Here is a 17,916-nt window from a genome sequence, read left to right on the forward strand (position 1 = left end):
CCCCCGCACCCCTCCGCTCACCGTCCCCCTGCTCCCATGCCTGTCCGAGCTGCGACGGGTCAACCTGGCCCGCCTTTCCGCGAAAGGCCCTACCAAACGCCTTCCGCTTCAGCGCTGCCGTCAGACAACCGGCACCGCACAGGTAGGCGCCCCGTCCTGGCAGCCGCCTCTTCCTGTCCACCTCGATGGCGCCTCCGGGCCCTATCACGAATCGGGTCAGTTCCGCCTGTAGTCGCCGCGAACCGCATCCGACGCACGTCCGGACCGGACCTGACCCCGCGTTCTGAACTTCCGGCCTGGGCCGGCCAGCCGGGCGCCGCACGTCCCCTCCCTTGCTCGCTTAGCTTACGGCGACTTGGTGGCTTCTGCGCCACCCTCAAGTGCCACCGTCATGGCGCCGCGCTCGGCATTCAGCTCCGCGCGCAGCTTGGCTTCCTCCACCAGATAGTTTTCCGCCGCGCTCTTCAGCTGGCGGGCCTTCTTGATACCCACACCCGGAACATCGCCCAGCTTCGCCAGATCCTTCTCATTGGCGATGTCCTCCACCGAGCGGTACCCCGCGAGGATGAGCTGCTCGATGGTCTTCTCACCGACGCCACGCACGCGCGCCATGCGCTCGGGCTGGCTGAGTTCGTCCGGATGCCGCCGAGCCTCCGCGATGCGGGCCTGCTCTCTTTCATAATCCATGCGCGACAGTTCCGCCTGATCCTCGACCATCCGGGTCCGGGCGGCTTCCTGCATGGAGGGGATGCGGGCCGGGTCGATGCCGGGCAGCTGTGCCAGCAACTCCGCGTTGGCCTCGGCGATGTCCCGGGCCTGGCGGAAGCCGTGCGCGTAGAGGGTCTCCACCAGCATCTCGTTGACGCCGGGCAGCGAGCCCAGGGAGCGGTTGGCGAACTCGCGCAGCTCCCGGACCCGGCTCTCGCTGTTGATGTCGAGCTTCCAGCCGGTCAGCTGGGCGGCCAGGCGGACGTTCTGACCGCGACGGCCAATGGCCAGGCTGAGCTGGTCGTCCGGGACGATGAGCTCCATGGCGTGGTTGGCCTCGTCGATGATGACTCGGCTGACCTCCGCCGGAGCCAGCGCCGAGCACACGAAGCGGGCCGGATCCTCGTCGAACGGGACGATGTCGATCTTCTCGCCGCGCAGCTCCTGCACCACCGCCTGAACACGGCTGCCCTTCATACCGACGCAAGCGCCCACGGGGTCCACGTCCGAGTCCCGGCTGGACACGGCGATCTTCGCCCGGCCGCCCGGCTCACGCGCCGCCGCCTCGATGACGACGATGCCTTCGGCGATTTCCGGCACCTCCATCTCGAACAGCTTGGTGAGCAGGTTGACGGACGCGCGGCTGAGGACAATCTGGGGGCCCTTGGACTCGCGGAGCACGTCCAGCACGTAGGCCTGGACGCGGTCGCCGGGGCGGTACGTCTCACGCGGGACCTGCTCGCGCACCGGCAGCACGGCCTCGGCGCGGCCCAGGTCCACGATGATGTTGCCGCGCTCGAACCGGCGGGCGATGCCGGTGACGATTTCGTTCTTCCGGTCGCGGTACTCGTTGAAGACGTTCTCCCGCTCCGCGTCGCGCGTGCGCTGCAGGATGACCTGCTTGGCCGTCTGCGCGGCGATGCGGCCGAAGCCGCGGCGGAAGGTCTTCAGACGGAGGATGTCACCGTACTGGTCGTCCTGGGCCTTGGCCTCGGCGGCGTCCTCGTCCCGGTAGAAGATCTGGAACACGAGCTCGTCGCCCGGCTCCACTTCCATGCCCTTCTTGTGGGCCTCGACCAGGGAGATCTGATTCACGGCCTGGACCGGGTCGACAATCTCCTCGACCACGGTGATGGCCTGGAACAGCTCCACGACGCCCTTGTCCGGGTCGTACTTCGCCTCGAGCTCGCGATCCTGGCCAAAGTGCTTCTTGGCCGCGGTCTTCATCGCGTCTTCGAGCGTGGCAATCAGCACAGCCCGGTCGATGCCCTTGTCCTTGGCGACCTGGTCCAGGACGAGGTTGAGGTTGACACTCGGGTTGGCTTGCGGCGTGGGCATGGTCTTCTCCTAAAAGGGTCCACGGGCGCCCTCGCGCGGAGGGGCACCCTGTATGTCGACGTCTAGAACTGGAACTCCAGGTTCGCCTTGGCGATGTCCTTGAAGAGGATGTGGAAGGTTCCGGCCCCTTCCACCTCCACCGAGATTCCGTCGCCTGCCACCTCGGTCAGCGTTCCGGTGAAGTTCTTGCGCGGGGGCTCTCCCACCGGGCCGAACGTCTTCACCTTCACCTGCTGTCCCTTCACCCGCTCGAAGTGCGCCGGCTTCCTCAGCGGACGGTCCACTCCGGGGCTGGAAACCTCCAGGCTGTACTCGTGGGGGATGAAGTCCTCCACGTCGAGCGACGGGTCCACCGCGCGCGACACCTGGGTGCACTCGTCCAGCCCTACGCGGCCACCCGGCTTGTCGATGAACAACCGGAGCACCCAGCCCTCGCGCTCCCGGAGGAATTCCAGGTCCACGAGCTCCAGGCCTTCACCCGCGACAATGGGCTCGAGCAGGGCCAAGGCCCGCTCCTCCACCGTCTGCTTGAGGTTCTTCTCCGACATAAGCGGGAAACCAGTCTCCAAAAACACGAAAAGCGGGCACGCGGCCCACTTTTCGAAGTGCTTCATCGAAAAATGTCGGGGGCGTCCGTAGCACACGCCCCGTCGGGGTGTAAAGGAAGGACGCGCCCTCCTGCTCCGGGTGAAACGCGCCCGGCAGGGCGAGGAATTCCCAGGGGTTCCGAGGCCCCATGGGGGTTATAACGCGCCCATGCACCTCATCGCCGCCGCGCAGATGGTGTCCACCGCCGACAAGGCCCATAACCTGGAAGCCGCGACCCGGCTCGTCCGGCGCGCCGCCGCACTGGGTGCCCGGCTGGTGGGCCTCCCCGAGAACTTCTCCTGGATGGGGCCGGAGCCCGAGCGGCCGGACGCCGCCGAGGGGCTCGACGGTCCGACGCTGGCCCGGATGGCCAGCCTGGCCCGGGAGCTGAAGGTGACGCTACTGGCCGGCAGCGTGCTGGAGACGGGCGCGCCAGGTGGGCGCCTCTACAACACCAGCGTCCTCTTCGGCCCCGGCGGCGAGCGGCTGGCCGTGTACCGGAAAATCCACCTCTTCGACGTCGAGGTGGGAGATGGTGCGACCTATCAGGAGTCCGCGGCGGTGGCGCCGGGGACGGAGGTGATCTCCGCGGAGACGGAGGTCGGCCGGCTGGGGCTGTCCGTCTGCTACGACCTGCGATTCCCCGAACTGTACCGGCGGCTGTCCCGCGAAGGCGCCACGCTGCTGGCCGTCCCGGCGGCCTTCACCCTCATGACGGGCAAGGACCACTGGGAAGTGCTCCTGCGAGCCCGCGCCATCGAGAACCAGGCGTACGTGCTGGCGCCCGCGCAGGGAGGACGGCACTCCGCCAACCGCGTCACCTATGGCCACGCCCTGGTGGTGGACCCGTGGGGCCTGGTGACGGCGCGGGCCTCCGAGGGCGAAGGGCTGGCGCTGGCGCCGGTGGACCCGGAGCTGCAAGCACGCATCCGCCGCAACCTCCCCTGCCTGGAGCACCGCCGTTTGGACTAGCGTGCGTGTCCCCAGGCCCGCCCCTCTCGGGTCCACCTTCGATAGACTTCGGGTCCCCCGGAACTCCTCTCGTGAACGGACGACGCTGGTCTCCCATGTTGCTTGCGCTCGCGCTTTCGGCACTCCCCGCCGGCTGCACCGCCGATGAGCGTCCGTCCGCGCCCGACGCGGCAACGCCTCCCACGGTGGCCACGCACCGCGCACACCTGCGAGCCATGAAGGGCGGCGTCCAAATCAAGCGCGCCACGGCCGACGAGTGGAGCCCCGCCCGGGAAGGCCAGCCGCTCTACGAGAATGACAAGGTCCGCACCGAGGCGGGCGCCGGCACCGACATCGTCTTCGCCGCCAATGGCAGCACGGTGCACCTCACCGGGGACTCGCTCATCAGCATCGCGGAGACGCGCACCCGCCCCGGCCAGCAGCGCACGGACCTCACCGTGTTGAGAGGCCGCATCGACGCGGAGCTGGAGAAGCCCGCCACCCAGTCCCTGTCCGTCACCACGCCGTCCGCCACCATCCAGGCGGGAAGGGAGATTGTCTTCCAATGAAGGCGGCGCTCCTCCTCCTCACATGGCTGGGCACGACGCCCCCGGGCACCGTGGTGGTGGGCCCCAACGAATCCCTGCGCCAGGTGGCCCAGCGCACCCTGGGCGACGCGCGCGCCGCGGGGGAGCTGCGCGCACTCAACGGACTTTCCTCGGACGACGTGGCGGCGGGGACCCGGCTGAAGGTGCCCGGCCACGAGCGCGTGCTGGCGCAGAAGGCCCTGGAGACGGCGCGCACACTGGTGGCCAGTTCGAAGGATGCGAGCGTCCCCCCAGCGGCATCCTCCCGGCTGAAGGTCGCGGAATCCCATTTCCGCGAGGCGCGCTACACACAGGCGGCCTCGGAGGCCAATGCCGTGGGGAAGCTGGTGGCGGCGGAGCGCTCGCCGCAGTCCTCCGCGTTCTCCGTGGAAGTGGGCGACGGCGACAGCACCACCGTCACCGTGAAGCACGGCCCGCCGGTCCGCGTGGAGGCCGAGGGCGTCACCCAGCCCGTCGCCAAGGGTGAATCCATCCGCGTGGAGAAGGGCCATCCGCCCCCCGCGCCCCATCCGCCGCTGGTGGCGCCCAGCCCCGCGAAACCGGAGGACTCCGCGCGACTGAAACGGCGCCCCGACCGGGACGGGCACCTGGGCCCGGTGAAGCTGACCTGGGAGGCTGTACGGGGCGCGGAACGTTATGAAGTGGAAGTGTCGCGCGCGCAGGAGCAACGCGCCGTCTTCACGCAGACAGTCACCAGCCTGGAAGCGAAGCTGCCGGTGCTACCCGCGGGAAGCTACCGGTGGACGGTGCGCGCGGTGGGACCCGCGGGCCCGTCCGAGCCCAGCGCGCCCAGGCACTTCGAGCTGGTGTCCGAGCGCCTCAAACTCGAAGTGAAGAAGGGCCAGTGGCAGTAACCCCTGGAGGAGCCACGCCGTGCGCCTGTTCAAAGCCATCCTCCTGTTGATGCTGGTGGTGGGCGTCGTCCCCACGCTGATGGTGGGGTGGCTCTCCGTCTCCCACACCCGGGAGCTCCTGGTGCGCGACGCCCAGGAACTGGCACAGGAGCGCGTGAAGCAACTGCGCCTCAAGGCCGAAATCTTCCTCGGCGAGCCCACCGACGCGGTGCTGGGCCTGGCCCGCGTGCCCGGCTTCTTCGGACTGCCCTTGGAAGCGCAGCAGACGCACCTGGCCTCGGTGCTCAACCAGCGGCGCGATGTGCTGGCGCTCACCGTGTTCGACGCCAACCGCCAGCGGCTGCCGGGACTCCAGGCCTTCTCCAAGCACGACGTTCCGCCCACCGCGCTGGCTGGCCATGAGGAGCGCGCGCGGGCGCTGCTCGAGAACATGGAGGGCGTGCGCTACGCGGACGTGGTGAAGGACCCGCAGGGCAGCGAGCCGGTGCTGACGCTGGCCTTCCCCCTGGGCGAGCCCGTCCGGGGATACATCGCGGCGGACCTGTCCCTCGCCGACCTGCGGAAGATGCTGGAGCAGGAGCGCGTGGGCAGCACCGGCTTCGCCTATCTGGCGGACCGGCACGGGCACCTCGTGGCGGGCGGTGGCGGCGTCGCCGGCCTGGGCGAGGACGTGGCGCAGCGCGGCCCGGTGGCGCACCTGCTGAAGCAGTTGGTGGGCAAGCCGGACATGGAGCTGTTCCACGTCGGCAACTTCGGCGAGGGCCGGGACGCGGTGGTGGCCGCGTACACGGTGCTCCCCGAGACGGGCTGGGCCATCGTCTCCGAACAACCCGTGGAGCACGCCTACCGCCAGGTGGACACCATGGAGCAGCGCATCCTCCTGGGTCTGGGGGCGGCCATCCTGGTGGCGGTGGTGCTGGCGGCGCTCTTCTCGCGGAACCTCACCCGGCCACTCAAGGGATTCATCAGCGGCGCGCTGGAGCTGGCGCACGGCAAGTTCGGCGTCGAGGTGAACATCCAGCAGAAGAACGAGCTGGGCGAGCTGGCGCAGACGTTCAACTACATGAGCAAGCAGTTGCTCGCGTACGACATGGAGAACCGCGGCCTCTACGAGAGCCTGGAGAAGGGCTATCTGGAGACCATCGTCGCGCTGGCGAACTCCATCGATTCGAAGGACGCGTATACCCGCGGCCACAGCCAGCGCGTGGGCGACGTCTCCGTGCAGATTGGCCGGGAGCTGAACCTCACCGAGCGCGAGCTGCGGCAGCTCCAGTACGGCGGCATCCTCCACGACATCGGGAAGATTGGCATCGTCGAGTCCATCCTCTGCAAGCAGACGAAGCTCACGGACCAGGAGATGGACATCATGCGCGAGCACCCCACCATCGGTGACGCCATCATCGGCCCGGTGAGCTTCCTGGGCGCGGTGCGCGCGTGCGTCCGCCATCACCATGAGCGCTGGGACGGCACCGGCTACCCGGACAAGCTCAAGGGCGAGGACATCCCCCTGCTGGCCCGCATCGTCGCGTGCGCGGACACCTTCGACGCCTGCACCTCCACCCGCCCGTACCAGAAGGCCATGCCGCTGGAGAAGGCGATGGAAATCCTCGACAACCTCTGCGGCGCCCAACTGGACCCGAAGGTCGTCCAGGCCCTGAAGCAGGTGCTGGCGAAGCAGGGTGTGCGGCTGGAGGGCCACCGGCTGCCCGTGAAGCTCGCCTCCTGACGGCCGAAGGATGGTAGGGAGGGCGCAAGACTGTTGAGACTCTGGAAGGTGAAACGTTGAGCTTCTGGGACCGAATCAAGCCCGCCCCCCAAGCCGTCACCGCGACGGACGCGCAGTTGTCCTCGGATGGCGCGCGCCTGGACCTGACGTGGGATGACGGGGTGAAGACGGACGCCACCGCACAGGTGCTGCGCCAGCAGTGCCCCTGCGCCGCGTGCGTGGACGAATGGACGAACAAGCGGACGCTGGACCCGTCGAAGGTCCCCGCCGACCTGCGCATCAAGCAGGTGCAGCCCGTGGGCAACTACGCGCTGGCCTTCAGCTTCAGCGACGGCCACACCACCGGCATCTATCCCTGGAAGCTGCTGCGCGACATCACCCAGCCCGCCGCCTGAGCGCCCCGTGAACGAACGCTACCGGCTCGTTCGTCCGCTGGCCTCTGGAGGCATGGCGGAGCTCTTCCTCGGCGTCGCGCGCGGCGCGGAGGGATTCGAGCGGCCGGTGGCCATCAAACGGGTGTTACCCCACCTGGCTCGCGAGCCGGACATCGCGCGCATGTTCCTGGCCGAGGCCCGGCTGGCCACGCTGCTGCAACACCAGAACATCGCCACCGTCCATGACGTGGGCCAGGGCCCCGAAGGGCTCTTCCTGGTGATGGAGCTGGTGGACGGGTGGGATTTGGGCGTGCTGCTGCGCTCGGCCGCGCGCCGGGGCGTTCACTTCCCTCCGCACCTGGCCGCCTTCATCGTCCATCAGGCCCTGGCGGGGCTCGGCCATGCCTACCGGAAGGTGCATGACGGGCGGCCCGTGATGGTGGCCCACCGCGACGTGTCGCCCTCCAATGTGCTGGTGTCTCGCGAGGGCGAGGTGAAGCTGACGGACTTCGGCATCGCGCGGATGGCAGGCCCGGCCCACACCGCGCCCGGCGTCTTCCGAGGGAAGGAGGCGTACACCGCGCCCGAGGTGCTGCAAGGCGCGCCCGCCACCGCCGCGAGCGACCAGTTCTCCCTGGGCATCGTGTTCTACGAGCTGCTCACCGGGCGGCATCCGTTCCACACCGCGCAGGACGCGAGCGCGGTGACCTACGCCATCCTGACGCGGACCGTGGAGCCACCGCAGGGCGTGCCCACACCCCTGGCGGGCGCCGTCATGCGCATGCTGGCGAGGGCGCCCCAGGAGCGCTTCCACTCGCCGGAGTCACTGGCCGAGGGCTTTGCCCGGTGGTTGGCCCAAGTCGGCGAGCCCGCGACGTCGCAGGCGCTGGCCGCGTTCCTTCGCGGGCTGGGATTGCCTCCACCCCTGAGTGAACAGGTAGCGGCTTCCAGGCGCCCCGTGACGCAGGCACAGGCTGACGCGGGTTCGCTGGCGATGGCCGTGCATGCGCCGTCGCCCGCCGAGGCCGCTGCGCCGGAAGAAGAGCCTCTCTCCCTGCCGGGCGGCGCGGCGCTCAGCGTCAGCGGGCGGATGGTGCATCGCTGCCATCGATGCAACCACGCGCTCTCCTCGCCCCAAGCGCGGTGCTCACACTGCGCGATGTGGCCGGAGGCCTCCTCCGGCGCGGCGGCGACGCCTCGCACGCCCACCGCGCCGGGCGCCTTCGCTCCATCCGTGGGCCTCGAGCTCACCGCGCATCAGACGCTCGCGGAGAGTGTCCCCCAGACGCACGTCGCGCCGGGCGCGAAGAGCGTGCTCCAGACCGACGCCGCTGCACTGGAGCTGGCGGAGCGCCCGCCCTCGCCAGCCAGCGACTGGCCCGATGAGGCCGCCCTCCTCCGGCGCTCGCGCCGGAAACGGGCACTGGGACTGCTGCTCGTGGCGCTGTTGGTGGGCACCGGCATCTGGCTGTGGCCTCAGCGCTCCACCCTGCTCATTCGGGTGATGTCGGCGACGGGGCTCCGCCTGTCGGCCCCGATGCTGCGCATCGACAGCGACCCGCCGGGAGCCACCGTCTGGGTCCGAGACACGGAGCTGGGGACGACGCCGCTGCTGCTCGAGAACCGCTATCCCGCGGGACGCGTCCCCATCCAGGTCCGGCTCAAAGGCCACCGCACCTGGAAGGGGACGTTCTCCGGCGGCGAGGCCGCGCACATCGAGGCGAAGCTGAAGCGCTGAACGCGCCTCACTTCACCAGGCGCAGATGGCCACGACGCGGCGGCGGCTCTTCCGGCGGTCCGTCCGCGGGCGGAACATCGGCGGGCGGCTCATCCCGCCGCTCGCCCTGCACTTCCCGGAGGAAGGTGCGCGGACGCTCCGCGGCCACCGGCACGGGAGCGACGGGCAAGGGCTGCGCCGGACGTGACGCGGCCGGCTGCTGGAGCAACTCCGGCGGCATGTCCTCCGGGTACATCCAGAACTCCTTCGTCACGTGGCTGGCGATGGCGAACAACGCCGACCACGGCACCGCGATGGTGAAGCGCGAGCCAGAGAAGCTCAGCGTGGAGCGCACGCCCCACTCGCCCACGGTGAGGTCCGGTGGGTCGAACCGGTACGAGAGATTGAGGCGCAGGTGCGCCTCCGTCTTGACGGAGGCTGGGACGAGCACGCCCGGACGACGCGCGTCCAGGTGAATCATCACCATGCCCTGGTCGAGCGCGGCCAGCAGCCGCTCCTTCTTGTCGAGAACCTTCTTGTCGTCCATCGGTGTCCGGCGAAAGAACTTCGGGCGCCCCTCTCAACGTCGGCGCATCGCCCGGTCCATCTCCCGCTTCGTCTCCCGCTCCTTGATGTCGTGGCGCCGGTCCTCGTGCGTCTTGCCCCGGCAGAGCCCCAGCTCCACCTTGGCACGGCCGTTCCTGAAGTACAGCACAAGCGGGATGATCGAATAACCCCGCTCACGCACCTTCGCCGTCCAACGGTCGATTTCTCCTCGGTGCATCAACAACTTGCGACCCCGAGTGGGAAGGTGGTCGAAGAAGCTCGCCGCCTTGTAGGAGCCGATGTTCGCGTTGAGCAGGAAGAGCTCGTCCCCCTTGGGGAGCGCGTAGGCGTCCGACAGATTGGCGATTCCGTCTCGCAGCGACTTCACCTCGCTTCCCGTGAGCGCCAGCCCGGCCTCCAGCTTTTCGTCGACGGTGTAGTCGAAACGCGCACGACGGTTTTCCGCGATGACCCTCACGCCGGGCTCACTGCCCACTCCCTTTGACTTCCCTCCGGATGTCATACGCGTCCCGCGTTCTCCTCACCACCCAACTGCATGTTGTCGATGAGGCGCGTCGTGCCACTGAAGGCCGCGACGAGCAACCGGGCAGGCTGCCCGGGCACCACCGAAGCCAGAGGCGTCAGCCGTTCCGCATCCACCAGTTCCACGTAGTCTTCCCGGAGCCCCGCCGCCTCCAATTCGCGCCGGACGGCCGCCACCAGGGGCTCTGACTCCCGCGTGCCCTCCCGCAGCAGCGCCTGGGCGGCCTTGAGCCCCCGGGACAGGGCCAGCGCCCGCTGCCGCTCCTCAGGGGACAAGTAGGCATTGCGGCTGCTCATCGCCAGGCCGTCTGGCTCGCGCACCGTCGGCATTCCGACGATGTCCGCGCCCAGGTGCAGGTCCTGGTTGAGCGCCCGGATGACCTGGAGCTGCTGGTAGTCCTTCTCCCCGAAGAGCGCCACCTCCGGGCGGAACAGCGTCAGCAGCTTCGTGACGACGGTGGCCACCCCGCGGAAGTGCCCCGGACGCCGAGCCCCGCACAAGCCCTGGCTGACGTCCGTCACCTCCACGTACGTCTGGTAGCCCTGCGGGTACATCACCTCCGGGCCCGCGGGCGCGAAGATGACCTGTGCGCCCGCGCTGATGCACTTGGCGACGTCACCCTCGAAGTCCCGGGGGTAGCGGGACAAGTCCTCCCGCGGCCCGAACTGCGTGGGGTTCACGAAGATGGACACGGCCACCACGTCCGCGCGGCGCCGCCCCTCGCGAATGAGCGAGAGGTGACCTTCATGCAGGAAGCCCATGGTGGGCACCAGCGCGAGCCGGTGCCCCTCCCGGCGCAGCCCCGCCGTCCAGTCCTTCACGTCCGCGACCGTTTTCAGGACGGCGGGAGCCATGACTAGGCGGGTCTCCCGTAGACGGGGCCCAGCGTGTCGCCAGCCTCGGCGGGCGCGGACGGCTCCACCCGGGCGGCCGGAGCCGGAGCCTCCGGCGCCAGCCGGATGTTCTTGGTCGCCTTGAAGGAGTGATCCTCGTCCGGGAACGCGCCCTTGCGGACCTCCGCGAAGTACGCACCCGCGGCCTCGGTAATCGAGCCGTGGAGATTGGCGTAGCGCTTCACGAACTTCGGCTTGAAGTCCGGGTTCATGCCCAGCAGGTCGTAGCAGACGAGCACCTGGCCATCACAGTCCACGCCGGCGCCAATGCCGATGGTGGGGATGGACAGGCGCTGCGTCACGGTGCGCGCCAGGTCCATGGGCACACCCTCAAGCACCAGCGCGTAGGCCCCGGCCTGCTCCAGCGCCAGCGCGTCCTCCAGAATCTGCCGCGCCTGGTCCTCGCCGCGGCCCTGGACGACGTAGCCGCCCATCTTGTGGACGGACTGCGGCGTCAGCCCCAGGTGCCCCATGACGGGGATGCTCGCGCGGACGATGGCCCGCACCGTGTCCGCGAACTCAGCGCCGCCCTCCAGCTTGATGCTGCCCGCGCCGCCTTCCGCCACCAGCCGGCCCGCGTTGCGGACCGCGTCCTGGTTCGACACCTGGTAGCTCATGAACGGCAGGTCGGCCACGACGTGCGCCCGGCGCGCGCCACGGGCCACGGCGGCCGTGTGGTAGACCATCTGGTCCATCGTCACCGGCAGCGTGGAGTCATGCCCCTGGATGACCATGCCCAGCGAGTCGCCTATCAGCAGCACGTCCGCGCCTGCCTCTTCGAGGATGTGGGCGAACGTGGCGTCGTAAGCGGTGACCATGCAGATCTTCTGACCGATCTGCTTGAAGCGCTTCAGCGTGTGGATGGTGACCTTGTCCTTCACGGTTCACCTCCTATTGGCTACGGGTTGAACGGCCTGACGGGCCCATTCGCGCCTCGCCGTCCCCACTGGGGATCGCCGGGAGCCCTGGGCCCGCCACCGCACTCTAACGCCCCCGCGCCTGTCGTGGGGGCATTGAAGGCGGACGTCCCACCAGGAGCCTGACTTTCAGCCCCGGCGGGAAGCCTTCGGAACGTAATGCTGCGTGCCCGGCTTCGCCTTCCGGATGGTGGCAAGCAGGTCTTCCCTGTCTGCCTCGACATTCACGAAGTCGATGTCCGAGGTATCCACGACGAGGAGCGGGGTGTCCGTGTAGTGGAAGAAGAAGTTGTTGTAGGAGTGGACGAGCCCCTCCAGGTACGTGGGGTCGAACTTGCGCTCGAACTCCCGGCCGCGCTTCTTGATGCGGTGCAGGAGCACGTCCAGCCGGGCCTGGAGGTAGATGACCAGGTCCGGCTTGGCCACGCGGGGCCCCAGCGCCTCGAAGACGCGCTCGTAGAGGGCCAGCTCGTGCGCGTCCAGGTTGAGGTGCGCGAAGATGCGGTCCTTGGCGAACAGGTAGTCGCTGACCGTCATCGAGCTGAAGAGGTCCTGCTGGAACAGCTCCTGCTGCTGACGGAAGCGCGACAGCAGGAAGAAGATCTGCGTCTGGAACGCGAACTTCTGCCGGTCCGTGTAGAAGCTGGAAAGGAAGGGGTTCTCCTCCACCACTTCGAGGATGCGCCGTCCCGCCAGACGCTCCGCGAGGATGTTGGAGAGGCTCGTCTTGCCCACGCCAATGGGCCCTTCCACCACGATATACCGGTAGTCCATCCGCCCGAGGCCTCCCGCCCGCGGAATGCGCTTTGAGACCGCGCGCGCGAGACATCGCGCGAAGGCGCGGCCACGCACGCGGGCGGATAACACAACACGGCCGCTGGAATCCGGCAATTTTCCACGGCGTCCCGCGTCCCTTGACGCTCCGGGACGCATCTCCTACGGTCCGCGCGACTTCTTGGCGTGTGCGCGGGGTGGTCTCCGGACATGAGCGGCAGACAGCGGGCGAAGACAGTGGTGCGGCTGGAAGAGGCCCGCCAGAGCACGCCCACCCAGCGAGCGCCCACACCTCCCGTGGAGCCGGATCCGCTCTATGGCGTGGTGTTGCTCAAGACGGCCATGGAGCTGAAGCGCCGACAGGACGGCACCGTGGAGGACATCCTCCGCGGCGTGCTCGCCCGGATGCGCATCCCCGAAGCCGAGTTCTTCGCCTACCTGGAGCAGCAAGGCGGCCTGCTCCAGGCGCTGGGCATGCGCGGACGCTAGCCGCGCCCTACTCCGCGGGCGTGGGCGAAGCCGGCGTCACGGGGCCGAGCGCGCGCTCGATGGCGGCGAACTCCTCGGGAGTCAGCGTCTCCGCGCGGCGCTGCGGATCCACACCGGCGGCCTCCAGGGCGGCGATGAGCGTCTCCGTCGTCCCGAGCGTGGGGTCCGACTTGATGGAGTTGATGAGCGTCTTGCGCCGGTGCGCGAAGGACGCCTTCACCACGCGGGTGAAGCGGGCCTCGTCGATGATGGGCGCGCGCGGCGACTTGCGGCGGGTGAGCCGCAGCACCGCGGAGTCCACCTTCGGGGGCGGATGGAAGCGCCAGGCCTCCAGGGTGAGGACGTTGTCCGCGTCGTAATGCATGCCCAGCAGCACCGTCAGCAGGCCGTAGTCACGGTTGCCGGGCTCCGCGGCGAGCCGCTCCACCACTTCCTTCTGGAGCGTGAAGACCGCGCGCGAGACATGAGCCCGCTGCTCCAGCACCCGGAAGAGAATGGGACTGGTGAGGTGGTACGGGAGGTTTCCCGCCACCGCGACGTCGGGCGCTCCAGCCACCTGGGCGAAGTCCACCGTGGCCGCGTTGCCGGACACCACGCGCACGCCGGGGATGGCCTCCTTCTCCAGCACCATCACCATGTCCCGGTCCCGCTCCACGGCGGTGACGCGGGCCCCGGTGGCGGCCAGGAAGCGCGTGAGGTGGCCCAGGCCCGGGCCCAGCTCCACCACCGGCTCATCGGCGCGCAGGTTCAGCGCGTCGGCGATGGCCTCCAGCGCGTCCTCGTCTCCGAGGAAGTTCTGTCCCCAGCTGTACTTGGCGCGCAGGCCATGCCGCTTGAGGATGTCTCTAGGCGATTCCACCCGTCTGCTCCCCTCTACATGCGCCAGGCCGGGTCGGCGGCGAGGCGGAAATCTCCGCGCAGGCCGCGGCGGTACGCCTCATACCCCGCCACCGCGATCATGGCGCCATTGTCCGTGCACAGCCGCACCGGGGGCAGGAACATGTTCAACCCCCGCTCCTCGGCCCGCGCCTGACACAGTGCCCGCAGCCGCGAGTTCGCGGCGACGCCGCCGCACAGCACCAGCTGCTTGTGGCCCAACCGGCGCGCGGCGGCCACCAGCTTCTTCGACAGCACGTCCGCCACGGCCTCCTGGAAGGACGCGCACAAATCCGCCAGCGCCTGCCCCTGCGGCACGCCGTGCTTCTGCACATGGTGCAGCACCGCCGTCTTCAACCCGGAGAAGGACACGTCGAAGTTGTCGCCCGGCAGCGCGCGCGGGAAGCGGATGGCCTCCGGATTCCCCTGCTGCGCCAGCTGGTCGATGGGCTGCCCGCCCGGATACGGCAGGCCGAGGATGCGAGCAGTCTTGTCATACGCCTCGCCGGCCGCGTCGTCGCGCGTGCTGCCCACCAGCCGGTACTGCCCGTAGGCCTGCACCTCGTAGAGGCTGGTGTGCCCGCCGGAGACCACGAGCCCGAGGAACGGCGGCTCTGGCGCCACCTCCAGCAGCCGGATGGCCAGCAGGTGGCCCTCCAGGTGGTTGGCACCCACGAAGGGCTTGCCCGTCGCCAGGCTCAGGCCCTTGGCTACCTGCACGCCCACCAGCAGCGCGCCGATGAGGCCGGGGCCGGACGTGACGGCGATGAGGTCCACGTCGTCGAGCGTCTTGTTCGCCCGCGTCAGCGCCTCGTGGACGACGGGCAACACCTGGACGATGTGGTTGCGGCTGGCCAGCTCCGGCACCACCCCACCCCACCGCCGGTGGATGTCCACCTGCGTGGAGACGACATCCGACAACGCGCGGCGGCCGTCCTCCACGACGGCGGCGGCAGTCTCATCACACGAGGTTTCCAGTCCTAGGACGAGCAAGACGGCTCACTTCTCAAGGGGGCCAATGAAGGAAGTGGGGCCGCCCCCGCTCAGTTGCCCAGCCCCCTGAGCAACGTGCGGACCTCTTCGGCGGAAGACCCCGTCGGTTCCAGCAACAAGTACTGCTTGTAGGCGTCGGCCGCCTGGGAATTCTTGCCGGTGAACTGTAGCGCCATGCCCAGCGACAGCCAGGCACGGGCGTTGGAGTCCTCTTCCTTGACGACCTCTTGCAACAGCTTGGCCGCCTCGCGGTAGGCCCCGTCCGTGGTGAAGCCGTTCACCAGCGCAATGCCCAGGCCCGCCTTCGCCTCCGTGGCCGTCGGCTTGAGCGCCAGCGCCTTGCGATAGCTTCCCGCCGCCGACCGGAACCGCTGACTGACGACGGCCGCCCTCGCCTGCTTCACCAGCGTGGCGAACTCGACCTCCGGATCCACGGCGGGCGCCGACGGAGTGGTGGTCTCGGTGGGTGTCGCCTCGGGCGGATTCGGCGCCTCGGCAATGGCCGTGCCCGCATCCGGTGTAGCGGCGGGCGGCTCCTGCGGAGCCTCGGGGGCCTTGGCCGTGGCCTCTTCGGGCGGTGGCGCCTTCTCCGGAGGCGGCGTCTGCCCGGCGCCGTCGTTCACGGGCGCCTGCGTCTCCACCACGGGAGGCTTCGACGGCGCCGTCTCTGACGGACCGCTGCCCATCCCCACGACAACGGCCGCGACCGCGCCGATGAGGACCGCCGCCGCGCCGATGATGAGCCCGGTGCGACTGGAACGCCCCGCGTTGGCCACCGCTGCCTCACTGGTGTGAGAGGCCGCCGGCGTCCTTTCGGCCGACTGCACGGAAGAAGCGGGCGCAACCGGGGCGGCGTCCGCTGACTTCACGGGCGTGACGACTCCGGCGTCCGTGGGCTTCGCGGATGCATCCGGGGCGACCTGCCCGGGCGTCGCGGGCGCGGTGGCGGCCGGCTCGGCGGGCTGCGTCTCCACGACAGCCGGAGCCGACACCGGGGATGCGAGAGACGGCTCGACCGTGCTGGCCAGTGGCGCGCTGGGCGTGGGCGGCTCGGCGGACAGTTCGGGCACGCCGTGGCCCGAATAGGGCGGCAGCGCGAGCTGGGGCGTGGCGGGGACCTCTTCGGCCACGAGCTCCGCATCGACCTGCACTGACGGGATGGGCGGCGTCACGTAGCCGCTGCCACTCACCAGCGTCACCTCGGATGACGGCGGTGCCGGCGTCGGCGGGGGCACGGGCGGGAACGGATTGGGTGCCACGGCCGCGCCACCGAAGATGGGCGCACGCGGCGAGGGCGCGGGGTCGAAGGCGGGCGCGCTCGCGGCGAGGGCGGAGGAGGCTGCGCCATGGGCCCGCGGCGTGTGCGACCAGCCGGAGCCCGGCCCCCACGTGGTGGGCGCGCTGATACCCTCGGTGTCCACGCGGCTCCAGTCCAACAGCAGGCTGCGACGCGCGTGCTCCACGGCGCGATGGGCCGGCGGCGGCTCCACCAGGAACGCCGAAGCCTCCTGCGCGGGGACCTCCGGAACCGGGGCGGTCGCCGGAACTTCGGGCGTGTACTCAGGCGTGTCCGAGCGCTTGGGCCGCGCGTGGAAGACGACCACGTTGGCGGGCTGCGCGGGCGCGGCGGATGGAGGCGCGGCCGGCTCGTCCTCCACGCCCGCGGGAGGCGCGAGCACGCTCTGCGGCATGGGCCGCGGAGAAGGCTCCGGCGCGGCGGCCACGGGCTCGGGGACGGCCACCGGCTCGGGAGCGGCTTCGGGAACGGCGGCTTCGGGGACGGGCTTCGACGGGCTCTCCGGCGCGGGAGGCGCGGGCTCCACGGTCGCGCTGGCGGGCGGCGCCGTGTTGAGCCACTGCTCGATGCCGGGCTTGCTGCTCTGCACCGGCTCCAGCGGCGCGTTGCCCAACTCGCGGATGAGGCCCTCGAAGTACAGCTTGCTGATGATGCCCAGCGCGGCCAGGTCCTCGAAGTCCGAGTCCTCCACCACGCGGCTCAACGCGCGCTTGCCGTCGAAGAGCCGCAACAGGCCGTTCACCTCGTCCGGAATCTCCGACAGGCGGTCGGCGAGCTGGTGGTAGTCAATCTCGAACACCGTCTCGAGTGGCGGCAGCTGCTCGAGCATGCGGCCCCACTCGTCGAGGCGGCGCATGCCCTCCATCAGCAGGCCCTGCGTGGAGATTTCGATGCGCTCCGGACGGTCCAGCGCGCTGAACTGCACCTCGAACTGACCCTCGAAGGTGTTCAGCATCCGGTAGAAGGCGTTCTCGCCCTTGAGCCGTCCCAGCTCCGCGTCGATGACGCGTCCGTCCTTGAAGTAGACGGTGCCGGTGCGCTCGCCCTGGATGTTGATGAGACCCGTCTTGCGGCCAATCTCGAAGGTCTGCACCAGGTCCACCACGCCCATGTCGGCGAGGCTGCCGGCGAAACCGCCCTTCGTCGTCTCCCGCTTCTCGATCCTCTCCTTCTCCGCCTTCTGGAGGATCATCTTCACGCGGGTGACGATCTCTTTGATGTAGATCGGCTTGGTCAGGTAGTCGTCACCGCCAAGCTCCAGGCCGCGCACCTTGAACTCGACCGACTTCTGACTCGTCAGGAAGACGAACGGGATGAACTTGAAGCGCTCGTCGGACTTGAGCGTCTTGCACAGCTCGAAGCCGTCCATCTCCGGCATCTTCGTGTCCGCGAGCACGAGGTCCGGAGGGCTGATCTGGACCTTCTCGAGCGCATCCTTGCCGTGAATGGCCGTCGTCACGGAGAAGCCGGCCTTCTTCAGGCTGACCTCCATGACCCGGAGGCTCTTCGCGTCACCATCGACCAGGAGCAGGTGCTGCTTGGCCACGTTCCATGCCTTTCGTCACTGCAGACGGCCCAGGGAGCCTGACGCGGGAGCATCCTGCCCGCTTTCCAGGCGTGTCAATGGCTGGGACCGGTGGGAAACCTGGCTGGCCTCCTGCTGGACAGGCGGCTCGAGTCAGGTGCGGGGGAGAGTCAAATCGGGCCGGGCTGAAGCACCCGT

18 protein-coding genes are annotated in these 17,916 nt (G+C 69.4%); 7 read left to right on the top strand and 11 right to left on the bottom strand.

Features of this window, described 5'->3' with window-relative positions:
• From HNV26_RS24390 to rimP, 3 genes are all read right to left on the bottom strand, one after another.
• Positions 1 to 322: YlxR family protein (locus HNV26_RS24390; RefSeq protein ID WP_141259074.1), on the bottom strand; the 322-nt coding region annotated here is incomplete at its 3' end.
• A 23-nt stretch (positions 323 to 345) separates the two neighbouring features.
• On the bottom strand, positions 346 to 2,046 hold the full coding sequence (gene nusA / locus HNV26_RS24395; RefSeq protein ID WP_141594219.1) for a transcription termination factor NusA: 1,701 nt from the start codon (positions 2,044 to 2,046) through the stop codon (positions 346 to 348).
• Between the two features lie 62 nt (positions 2,047 to 2,108).
• Positions 2,109 to 2,594, bottom strand: a complete 486-nt coding sequence (rimP, locus tag HNV26_RS24400) for a ribosome maturation factor RimP (RefSeq protein WP_140861549.1) — start codon at positions 2,592 to 2,594, stop codon at positions 2,109 to 2,111.
• Between the two features lie 208 nt (positions 2,595 to 2,802).
• Here rimP and HNV26_RS24405 point away from each other — a divergent pair, with 208 nt between their 5' ends.
• The 6 genes from HNV26_RS24405 to HNV26_RS24430 all read left to right on the top strand — a co-directional run bounded on the left by HNV26_RS24405 (position 2,803) and on the right by HNV26_RS24430 (position 8,885).
• Entirely contained in the window at positions 2,803 to 3,606 is an 804-nt protein-coding gene (locus tag HNV26_RS24405; RefSeq protein WP_171441280.1) for a carbon-nitrogen hydrolase family protein, read from the top strand.
• A gap of 95 nt (positions 3,607 to 3,701) precedes the next feature.
• Complete coding sequence (locus HNV26_RS24410; protein WP_171441281.1) at positions 3,702 to 4,154, top strand: FecR domain-containing protein; 453 nt, start codon at positions 3,702 to 3,704, stop codon at positions 4,152 to 4,154.
• Positions 4,151 to 5,047 (top strand): LysM peptidoglycan-binding domain-containing protein, encoded by an 897-nt coding sequence (locus HNV26_RS24415; RefSeq protein WP_171441282.1) that lies wholly within the window; start codon positions 4,151 to 4,153, stop codon positions 5,045 to 5,047. The genes HNV26_RS24410 and HNV26_RS24415 overlap by 4 nt, the downstream gene beginning before the upstream one ends.
• Before the next feature lie 19 nt (positions 5,048 to 5,066).
• Positions 5,067 to 6,773, top strand: a complete 1,707-nt coding sequence (locus HNV26_RS24420; protein ID WP_171441283.1) for an HD domain-containing phosphohydrolase — start codon at positions 5,067 to 5,069, stop codon at positions 6,771 to 6,773.
• A gap of 56 nt (positions 6,774 to 6,829) precedes the next feature.
• The gene (locus tag HNV26_RS24425; RefSeq protein WP_171441284.1) at positions 6,830 to 7,168 is read left to right on the top strand and encodes a DUF971 domain-containing protein; all 339 of its coding nucleotides are present in this window, start codon (positions 6,830 to 6,832) and stop codon (positions 7,166 to 7,168) included.
• Positions 7,169 to 7,175: 7 nt separating this feature from the next.
• Entirely contained in the window at positions 7,176 to 8,885 is a 1,710-nt protein-coding gene (locus tag HNV26_RS24430; protein ID WP_171441285.1) for a serine/threonine-protein kinase, read from the top strand.
• 7 nt (positions 8,886 to 8,892) lie between these two features.
• Here the strand turns inward: HNV26_RS24430 and HNV26_RS24435 are convergent, their stop codons facing one another.
• The 5 genes from HNV26_RS24435 to HNV26_RS24455 form a co-directional block, all read right to left on the bottom strand.
• On the bottom strand, positions 8,893 to 9,411 hold the full coding sequence (locus HNV26_RS24435; protein ID WP_171441286.1) for a ClpXP protease specificity-enhancing factor SspB: 519 nt from the start codon (positions 9,409 to 9,411) through the stop codon (positions 8,893 to 8,895).
• Between the two features lie 33 nt (positions 9,412 to 9,444).
• Positions 9,445 to 9,933, bottom strand: a complete 489-nt coding sequence (smpB, locus tag HNV26_RS24440) for an SsrA-binding protein SmpB (RefSeq protein ID WP_090492002.1) — start codon at positions 9,931 to 9,933, stop codon at positions 9,445 to 9,447.
• Positions 9,930 to 10,808, bottom strand: coding sequence for a pantoate--beta-alanine ligase (panC, locus tag HNV26_RS24445; RefSeq protein WP_171441287.1), 879 nt, complete (start codon positions 10,806 to 10,808; stop codon positions 9,930 to 9,932). The genes smpB and panC overlap by 4 nt, the downstream gene beginning before the upstream one ends.
• Positions 10,809 to 10,810: 2 nt before the next feature.
• Positions 10,811 to 11,728 (bottom strand): 3-methyl-2-oxobutanoate hydroxymethyltransferase, encoded by a 918-nt coding sequence (gene panB, locus HNV26_RS24450; RefSeq protein ID WP_171441288.1) that lies wholly within the window; start codon positions 11,726 to 11,728, stop codon positions 10,811 to 10,813.
• Between the two features lie 165 nt (positions 11,729 to 11,893).
• Complete coding sequence (locus HNV26_RS24455; RefSeq protein ID WP_011552138.1) at positions 11,894 to 12,538, bottom strand: deoxynucleoside kinase; 645 nt, start codon at positions 12,536 to 12,538, stop codon at positions 11,894 to 11,896.
• A gap of 210 nt (positions 12,539 to 12,748) precedes the next feature.
• On the opposite strand from HNV26_RS24455, the gene HNV26_RS24460 reads away from it, so the two are divergent.
• Positions 12,749 to 13,027 carry a hypothetical protein gene (locus tag HNV26_RS24460; RefSeq protein ID WP_026114296.1) on the top strand — a complete coding sequence of 93 codons (279 nt, stop codon included), beginning with the start codon at positions 12,749 to 12,751 and terminating at the stop codon, positions 13,025 to 13,027.
• A gap of 7 nt (positions 13,028 to 13,034) precedes the next feature.
• Here the strand turns inward: HNV26_RS24460 and rsmA are convergent, their stop codons facing one another.
• Genes rsmA through HNV26_RS24475 form a run of 3 tightly spaced genes read right to left on the bottom strand, consistent with a single transcriptional unit; the run spans position 13,035 to position 17,739 of the window.
• Positions 13,035 to 13,886, bottom strand: a complete 852-nt coding sequence (gene rsmA / locus HNV26_RS24465) for a 16S rRNA (adenine(1518)-N(6)/adenine(1519)-N(6))-dimethyltransferase RsmA (RefSeq protein WP_171441289.1) — start codon at positions 13,884 to 13,886, stop codon at positions 13,035 to 13,037.
• 14 nt (positions 13,887 to 13,900) lie between these two features.
• On the bottom strand, positions 13,901 to 14,896 hold the full coding sequence (gene tsaD, locus HNV26_RS24470; protein WP_011552135.1) for a tRNA (adenosine(37)-N6)-threonylcarbamoyltransferase complex transferase subunit TsaD: 996 nt from the start codon (positions 14,894 to 14,896) through the stop codon (positions 13,901 to 13,903).
• 50 nt (positions 14,897 to 14,946) lie between these two features.
• Entirely contained in the window at positions 14,947 to 17,739 is a 2,793-nt protein-coding gene (locus tag HNV26_RS24475) for a response regulator (protein ID WP_171441290.1), read from the bottom strand.
• Between the last annotated feature and the right edge of the window lie 177 nt (positions 17,740 to 17,916).

Source organism: Myxococcus xanthus (genome assembly GCF_013116825.1).
GTDB classification, from domain to species: domain Bacteria; phylum Myxococcota; class Myxococcia; order Myxococcales; family Myxococcaceae; genus Myxococcus; species Myxococcus xanthus_B.